Here is a 4,950-nt window from a genome sequence, read left to right as displayed (position 1 = left end):
CCAGCAGCTCCTTCGTTGAAAGTTGAAAGCATGAAAGGAATGCCGTTGATAGTCTGATTTTCTACTCGAAGGTCACTTTGAGGAATCGCCTGCAAACAATCATCCTTTCTCAGGCCAGTGACCGTGCCTACTGAAATATTGCCACCCACAAAATTGGTATGCGGAATAAAACCTGTTGGAAAAGCAAAAGTTGGAGACTGTGCTGCTTTAAGAGTCAAAAAATCTGGGTACTGAAAACTAATTCCCGAACCGACATATTTTTTCCAATCCCAACTCGTGGGAGAAAGAGATGAGTCCCCCACAGACACGACTGAATTTCCTCTAATAACAAAACTCTCCGTATGCTTATCATTTTGAAAACGCGCGTCAGAGATCACCGATATGACACCCTTGGATATAGAGAGACTGTCGAAATCTCCATGTGGATTGTTGTTGTGACCATACATCAAAGCTGACAATACAGAAGGTTGATCATTAACATTCAAGACAGGGTACAACGTCGCCTGATAGCCCGCGCCTACACAACCAACTACCACTACGGCATCATCCTTGCCGTCGGCATTGAGATCACTCCAATATGCCCCATCTATCGAACAGTGAAAAGATTGATCATTTTTGCCATTTACAAAAACTAGACTGCCGTACTTGGTATTTTTTAATTTATCAAAAGTGAGTGAGCCGGTGGTTGGACCTGCCTGGCCAGAGCGAGTGCCTCCATCGCCACCGGCTCCATTCCCCGTCGAGCTTCCCGTCACCGCTACCACTTTGTCCCCAGGTGTGACTGGAGAATTGTTTACATACCGAATATCGGTACTGCTGCCAGTCTGGCCAAGCTCCGCCTGAGAAATATCTGGCGCTTTTGGAGTACTGATTTTTTCCACTAAAAAATACCCTCCTATCAAAAGCACGAAAGCGGCCACAATGACCAGCGCTGTATTGAGAAGGGTGAAGCCTTGAGATTTAGAATAAAACATAGTCACTTGCTTTTAATTTTTATATTGATATCATCATAGCATATTTGGGGTTTCCCATGTTCCCACTCGAGAGAGCGGGAAAATTTTTAGCATACAACTAGCGTTGTATTAAGATGTGGTTTCAGATTAAGACTATGTTGATGTCTTTGTCTAAGCATGGTACTATTTTTTCAATGTCAAAAATCAAAATAGCACTGATTGGGGTGGGAAATTGTGCAAGTTCGCTTATTCAAGGCATTGAATATTATACAGATAATCCTAATGCTAGTGGTTTAATGTATAGGAAAATTGGAGGATACATGATCTCAGATATAGAAGTTGTCATGGCTATTGATGTAGATTCACGAAAGGTTGGTAAAGATATTTCAGAAGCAATCTTGTCTGAGCCAAACTGTACAAAAAATTTTTCAAAGGTTCCTAACAAAGGTGTTGTTGTAAAAATGGGGAATGCTTTAGATGGGGTTGCTGACCATATGAAAGATTTGATTAAAATTGACCATAGCCAAATTTCAGTTAATGTTGTAGCTGAACTCAAAAAATCAAAGGCTGATATCTGTATTTGCTATTTACCAGTAGGCAGTTCAAAAGCGCTTCAATAAATTTTTTAGCAACAAAGAGACCGAGGCCTGTACCCATAATGTTGGTTTTATTGGCATCAGGTGCACGAGTAAATTTTTCAAAAAGACGAGGAAGGACTTCGGGTAGTATACCCACCCCTGTGTCAGAAATAGTAATGAGAATTTTAGGTTTGGCCGAAACTTTATCAGCCATCATACTAGACTCCACTCTCTTGATCCAAACATGAATACCGCCCTTTGGGGTATACTTTACTGCATTGTCAATAATATTGCTGATGACCTGCTTAATCTTGACTTTGTCGGCATTGACCATGAATGTGGCCGTAGGTGACACACTGGTAGTGGAAATCACACCAGCAACGTCCTGATGACTATCCACGTCAAAATCAAGCGTAAGCTTAGCTGTTTCAATAGTAGGACGAAGCTCAGACACCACAGTACACACAAGCTCCTTCAAATCAAAGAGAGAGAAATCATACTCCATTCTTCCCTGCTCGATACGTGAGACATTTAAATAGTCATTAACCAAGACAACTAAACCCTGAGTGGACTCAAACATTTTCTGAACGGCATCCTTGACTTGATCGTTAATTGAACCAAAGTCTCCTTCAAGAATAAGTGAAGCGTAACCTTTTACAGCAGAGAGTGGACCACGAAGCTGATGAGATGCCAGTGATACAAATTCTGACTTCTGCTGGTCAAGCTCTTGTAGACTCTCGTTGGTTTTTTCAAGTTCCTCAGCAAGGTGTTCTATTTTTTCTCTATTGGCCACTTCCTTGTATACGCCTTTAATTATAAGGTAAGAGAAGATTGTCACAGCCAAGAGAATTATGGCGTTCATCGTCAAACTTTTTGTGTTATTTGATGTAAATATTTGAACAAAGAGAATGACAATTAAGACGAGTGAGAAAATTTCCGTCGTAATGACTTTTATATTAAATAATCTGAATCTAAGTATTGCAACGAAAATAGAAACTACAAGGATTAAGCTAAAAAGCGGGCCGAGCCACGTGTAGTCAAAAATTCTAAAGAAAGGTAAGAATAAGTCTGTGATTAAACCGAGAGAAGCAGAAACTAATGATCCAATAAAAATAGAGAGGACCTGCTCTTTAACTGAGTGTTCCGTTGCATGTTTATACTGCAAAAACAAAACAATGAAACTAGAGATAAAATAAAGCGAAAGGATACCTTGATAAAACATGTATCCTGCACCTAGAGAATATTGAATACCTATTCCTTGACTAACAATCCACTGCGTAAAAAATAGAAAATAACTAACAACAAAAAATGGGATTATGGTGACCCACAAAAACCTGATCCTTTTAAAAAGGGGGGTTGGAAAATAGGAACTGAAATAGAATAAGACAACTGATATAAAAAGGGCGGAAGTGTGTGTCATACCCAGCCAGTTTATATTTGGCAAAATAGTAGAAGTATAGAAAGCTATAATTGAAAAACTCCATGAGAGGTCAACTATCAAAACTACGCCAATTGCATTATTTATACCCTATGCTATACTCTCCTCACTGATGCAAGTTATAGTCTCCGCACTACCTTATATACAGATTGTATTGGCCGTACTGCTCACAGTCGCCATTCTCATCCAACACTCTGACGCAAGTACAGGCGCGGCTTTTGGTGGTGGCGATAGTGCCACTCTCCATCACACCCGACGAGGACCTGAGCTGGTTATTTTCGTAGCCACTATTGTCCTAGCTGTCCTATTTGTCGCATCATCGGTCGCCGCTCTCTTGATCTAGTCCCAAATACAGCCCACGCCGTTTAAATTTCCTCATTTTACTCATTACTCCTTTACGCCTTACTTTTTAATTAAATGCGTCTCAAAATCTCAAAAGCCTTCGCTAGTTTTTCCCTGACTGAAAAAGTTATTTTCGGGATTTTTGCCGTGGCTTTGGTGATTAGTACGGCGGTCATCTTGTGGAATATCAACAACCAATTTATGACTGAAGTGCCAGTCTCCGGTGGCACCATTCAAGAAGGAATCGTAGGCTACCCTCGTCTGATCAATCCTCTTTTTACTTATACCGACGCCGGCAATGACCTTACCTCGCTTATCTATTCCGGCTTGATGAAAGCCAACCCTGACGGGACTCTTTCACCAGACCTGGCCAAATCCTACAGCGTTTCAAAAGACGGTCTGACCTATTCTTTTATTCTGAAAAACAATCTCACTTTCCAAGACGGTACCCCTCTCACTACAGACGACGTCGAATTCACTATTCAAAAAGCCACTGATCCTGCCCTCAAAAGTCCAAAGGCTGCCAATTGGGATGGAGTTGTCATAGACAAAATCAGTCCAACTGAAATTCATTTCATTTTGAAAAAACCTTATTCGCCCTTTTTAGAAAACACCACTCTTGGTATTTTGCCTCAGCATATTTGGAAAGATATTGATGATGACCTTTGGCCTATCAGTATTTTCAATCAAGAACCCATCGGCTCAGGCCCGTACCGCATAAAAACTACCAGTAAAAACAAGTCCGGCCTCTATCAGTATTACCATCTCGTTCCTTTTGCCCAATACTCTCTAAGCAGGCCGTACATCAGCAACCTTATCATCCGCTTTTACACAAGTGACCAAGCTTTAATTGAGGCTTATAAAAAGGGTGAAATTGACACTCTAGATGGGATTACGGCGGATGAGGCTCAATCACTAGTGAAAACTGGGGCCCATGTTTTGACTACCCCTCTTCCACGAATCTTTGGCATTTTCTTCAACCAAAACCAAGCCACCGTGCTGGTAAATAAAGAGGTGCGTCAGGCCTTAAACATAGCCATCGACCGTACGGCTCTGATAAACACTGTTTTGGATGGCTATGGCATACCTGCTACCGGGGCCGTGCCAGACCTTTCTACAAACATTCCCGCCAATGGTCTTGCCAGCTCAACGGCTGACACGGCCTCTTCAACCCAGGACCAATTGATAGCCCAGGCTCGGGATATTCTCACCAAAGCTGGTTGGAAACCGGACGCAAACGGTATCATGACCAAACAAATAAAAAATGGAAAGCAGACAAGCACTCAAGTGCTCCGTTTTTCCATTTCTACTTCTGACGCACCAGACTTAAAGCAAACGGCTAGCATTGTGCAGAATATCTGGAGACAGGTGGGGGCAGACGTCAGCGTCAAAGTTTTTAATCTTTCTGATCTAAACCAAAGCGTGATCCGTCCTCGCAATTATGATGCCTTGCTTTTTGGAACGGCAATCGGTAGAGACATGGACCTCTTTGCCTTCTGGGATTCTTCTCAGCGCAACGATCCAGGTTTAAATATCGCTCTCTATGCCAACCCGAAAGTAGACAAGCTTCTCGAAGATGCCAGAGCCACTTCAGATACCGCAGTGCGCAACAATGACTACGCTCTTTTTGAAAAACAAA

Annotated in this window: 5 protein-coding genes; 3 read left to right on the top strand and 2 right to left on the bottom strand. The window is 41.9% G+C overall.

The window, feature by feature from the left end:
• On the bottom strand, positions 1 to 974 hold a 974-nt coding region (locus PHF79_03850), incomplete at its 3' end, for a hypothetical protein (protein ID MDD5318915.1).
• Positions 975 to 1,147: 173 nt separating this feature from the next.
• On the opposite strand from PHF79_03850, the gene PHF79_03845 reads away from it, so the two are divergent.
• Positions 1,148 to 1,573 (top strand): hypothetical protein, encoded by a 426-nt coding sequence (locus PHF79_03845; GenBank protein MDD5318914.1) that lies wholly within the window; start codon positions 1,148 to 1,150, stop codon positions 1,571 to 1,573.
• Here PHF79_03845 and PHF79_03840 read toward each other — a convergent pair.
• Complete coding sequence (locus PHF79_03840; protein ID MDD5318913.1) at positions 1,506 to 2,393, bottom strand: HAMP domain-containing sensor histidine kinase; 888 nt, start codon at positions 2,391 to 2,393, stop codon at positions 1,506 to 1,508. The two genes, PHF79_03845 and PHF79_03840, sit on opposite strands and share 68 nt — an antisense overlap.
• A gap of 688 nt (positions 2,394 to 3,081) precedes the next feature.
• Between PHF79_03840 and secG the strand changes: the two genes are divergently transcribed.
• Both secG and PHF79_03830 read left to right on the top strand, forming a co-directional pair.
• Positions 3,082 to 3,312: a preprotein translocase subunit SecG gene (gene secG, locus PHF79_03835; protein MDD5318912.1), complete on the top strand. Its 231-nt coding sequence runs from the start codon at positions 3,082 to 3,084 to the stop codon at positions 3,310 to 3,312.
• 74 nt (positions 3,313 to 3,386) lie between these two features.
• Positions 3,387 to 4,950: ABC transporter substrate-binding protein (locus PHF79_03830; GenBank protein MDD5318911.1), on the top strand; the 1,564-nt coding region annotated here is incomplete at its 3' end.

Source organism: Candidatus Paceibacterota bacterium, assembly GCA_028714275.1.
In the GTDB taxonomy this organism is placed as follows: Bacteria; Patescibacteriota; Minisyncoccia; order Phycocordibacterales; family CAINVO01; genus CAINVO01.
This window is presented reverse-complemented; position numbering and strand designations above follow the sequence as displayed.